Origin of the sequence: Trinickia sp., from assembly GCF_051961175.1 — a bacterium.
In the GTDB taxonomy this organism is placed as follows: Bacteria; Pseudomonadota; Gammaproteobacteria; order Burkholderiales; family Burkholderiaceae; genus Trinickia.
The window spans coordinates 1-3,033 of record NZ_JBQCDN010000379.1 but is presented as its reverse complement, the minus strand read 5'-3'; the positions used below and the strand labels follow the sequence as shown (position 1 = coordinate 3,033).

Below are 3,033 nucleotides of genomic sequence, written 5' to 3'. Positions count from 1 at the left end.
AAGCACAAGTTCGAACGGAACCTCGATTACGCGCGGACCATCGCGCGCAAGGATCCGAAGATCGTAGCGACGGTTGTCAAGAATTGGGTGTCCGATGAGCGCTGAAGGGGTCACGAAGAGCGCGCTTCTGCTGATGTCGATCGGCGAGGAAGAAGCCGCTGAAGTTTTCAAGTTTCTCGCGCCGCGCGAAGTGCAGAAGATCGGCGCCGCCATGGCAGCGCTCAAGAACGTGACGCGCGAGGAAGTCGAGCACGTGCTGCAGGACTTCGTCAAGGAAGCCGAGCAGCACACGGCGATGTCGCTCGATTCGAACGACTACATCCGTTCGGTGCTGACGAAGGCGCTCGGCGAAGACAAGGCCGGCGTGCTCATCGATCGCATCCTGCAAGGCAGCGATACGAGCGGTATCGAAGGGCTCAAGTGGATGGATTCGCCCGCCGTGGCCGAGCTCATCAAGAACGAGCACCCGCAGATCATCGCGACGATCCTCGTGCATTTGGACCGCGATCAAGCCTCGGAAATCGCGGCCTGCTTCACGGACCGCCTGCGCAACGACGTGCTGCTGCGGATCGCCACACTGGACGGGATTCAGCCGGCCGCGCTGCGCGAGCTCGACGACGTCCTAACGGGCCTGCTCTCGGGCAGCGATAATCTGAAGCGCAGCCCGATGGGCGGCATCCGGACAGCCGCGGAAATCCTGAACTTCATGCCGAGCGTGCACGAGGAATCGATCCTCGAGAACGTTCGCCAGTACGACGCGGACCTCGCCCAGAAGATCATCGATCAGATGTTCGTGTTCGAGAACCTGCTCGACCTCGAAGACCGGGCGATCCAGCTGCTGCTCAAGGAAGTGGAGTCCGAAGCGCTTATCATCTCGCTCAAGGGCGCCCCGCCCGCGCTGCGTCAGAAGTTCCTCTCGAACATGTCGCAGCGTGCGGCCGAACTGCTCGCCGAAGATCTCGACGCGCGCGGTCCGGTGCGCGTCTCGGAAGTGGAAACGCAACAGCGTCGTATCTTGCAGATCGTGCGCAACCTGGCCGAGAGCGGCCAGATCGTGATCGGCGGAAAGGCGGAAGATGCCTATGTCTGATTCAGGCCGCTCGGACAAGAAGCCCATCTCGGCGTACCAGCGCTGGGAGATGGCTTCGTTCGACCCGCCTCCCCCGCCCGATCCCGTCCGCGAGAACAAGCTCGCGCAAGAGATCCAGCGCATTCGCGCGGCCGCGCATCAGCAGGGGCTGGCCTCCGGCCATGTCGCTGGCCAGGCGATCGGCTATCAGGCCGGTTTCGACCAAGGGCATGCCCAGGGCTTCGAAAAAGGCCGTCAGGAAGCGCTGGCCGAAGCCGCGCACCTCGCGGGTCTCGCCGATGGCTTTAAAGCCGCGCTCGACGGTGTGCAAACGGAAATGGCCGAATCGCTCGTCGCGCTGGCGATCGATATCGCGCAGCAGGTCGTGCGTCAGCACATCGCACACGATCCGGCCGCCGTCATCGCCGCCGCCCGCGAAGTGCTCGCGGCCGAGCCGGCGCTCGCGGGCGCCCCGCAGCTGATCGTCAACCCGGCCGATCTGCCGATCGTCGAAGCCTATTTGAAAGACGAGCTCGACACGCTCGGCTGGAACGTCCGCACCGATGTCGCGATCGAACGTGGCGGATGCCGCGCGCAAGCGGCCACCGGCGAGATCGATGCGACGATCGGTACACGCTGGGAGCGCGTCGTCACCGCACTCGGCAAGGTCAGCCAATGGTGAACACGGCCCCCACCCTCGAATCGCTGCGCGCCAGCGGGCTCTCGCCGCTCGAGGTGGAGTTGGCGCTCGCTTCGTTCAGTCCCGAAGACATGCCCGAGGCGCGACGCGTGCTCGACCCGCACGCGAGCGCGGGTACGGGCGCTGTGGCCGGATTCGATCCGACGGAAGAACTGGCGACGATCGACGCCATCGACGCGATCACCAAGGCCGCCGTCAATGAGGATGCGCCGCACCTAAGCGGCGGCTCGGCGCGCCCGGCCGCTTCGTACCCCGCGTTTACCCCGGATCCCGCACTGGCAAACAACCGCCACTTGGCCGCGTGGCGCGCGCGCCTCGATGGTTTGCGCGAACGCAGCGCACTCGCCCGGCCCCTGTCGGCCTGCGGACGCCTGACGCGCGCGGCCGGACTCGTGCTCGAAGCGATCGGCATGCGCATGGCCGTCGGCGCCGAGTGCCTCATCGAAATGCCGCCCGGCAGCAGCCGGCCGATGGCCGAGGCCGAGGTGGTCGGCTTTGCCGGCGACAAGCTCTTTCTGATGCCGACGACCGAATTCGCCGGCCTGCTCCCGGGCGCCCGCGTCTATCCGCGCGAAAGTGCGCTGCTGACCGATCCGCTGGCGGGTGCCAAACGCCTGCCGGTGGGCTGGGGCATGCTCGGACGCGTCGTCGATTCGTCGGGCCGCCCGCTCGATGGCCTCGGTCCGCTCGATACCGGCGCCGATGCCCCGCTGTCGGCCCCGTCGATCAACCCCTTGCAGCGCGAGCCGATCCATCAGGTGCTCGACGTCGGCGTGCGCGCGATCAACGCGTTGCTCACCGTTGGGCGCGGCCAGCGCATGGGCCTGTTCGCGGGTTCCGGCGTCGGTAAATCGGTGCTGCTCGGCACGATGGCGCGCTACACGAGCGCCGAAGTCATCGTGATCGGGCTGATCGGCGAGCGCGGCCGCGAAGTGAAGGAATTCATCGAGCAGATCCTCGGCGAAGACGGCCTGGCCCGCTCTGTTGTGGTGGCGGCGCCGGCCGACGTCTCCCCGCTCATGCGGATGCAAGGCGCCACGTACGCGACGTCGCTGGCCGAGTACTTCCGCGACCAGGGCAAGCATGTGCTGCTGCTCATGGATTCGCTCACGCGTTACGCCATGGCCCAGCGCGAGATCGCGCTCGCGATCGGCGAGCCGCCGGCGACGAAAGGCTATCCGCCTTCCGTCTTCGCCAAGCTGCCGGCGCTCGTCGAACGCACGGGCAACGGCCCGGCCGGCGGGGGCTCGATCACGGCGTTCTA

3 protein-coding genes are annotated in these 3,033 nt (G+C 66.7%); all 3 read left to right on the top strand.

Going from position 1 to position 3,033, the window contains the following annotated elements:
- The first annotated feature begins 94 nt into the window (after nt 1-94).
- Complete coding sequence (fliG, locus tag ACTHL0_RS21705; RefSeq protein WP_440536319.1) at nt 95-1,090, top strand: flagellar motor switch protein FliG; 996 nt, start codon at nt 95-97, stop codon at nt 1,088-1,090.
- Nucleotides 1,083-1,751 carry a flagellar assembly protein FliH gene (fliH, locus tag ACTHL0_RS21700; RefSeq protein ID WP_440568963.1) on the top strand — a complete coding sequence of 223 codons (669 nt, stop codon included), beginning with the start codon at nt 1,083-1,085 and terminating at the stop codon, nt 1,749-1,751. Before fliG ends, fliH begins: the two co-directional genes overlap by 8 nt.
- The coding region (locus ACTHL0_RS21695) for a FliI/YscN family ATPase (RefSeq protein ID WP_440568962.1) at nt 1,745-3,033 on the top strand (1,289 nt) is incomplete at its 3' end. The genes fliH and ACTHL0_RS21695, both read left to right, overlap by 7 nt.

What these genes read in the sequence shown, in the direction of transcription:
- fliG (WP_440536319.1), top strand. Translation starts at nt 95, where the DNA reads ATGAGCGCTGAAGGGGTCACGAAGAGCGCGCTTCTGCTGATGTCGATC.
- fliH (WP_440568963.1), top strand. Translation starts at nt 1,083, where the DNA reads ATGTCTGATTCAGGCCGCTCGGACAAGAAGCCCATCTCGGCGTACCAG.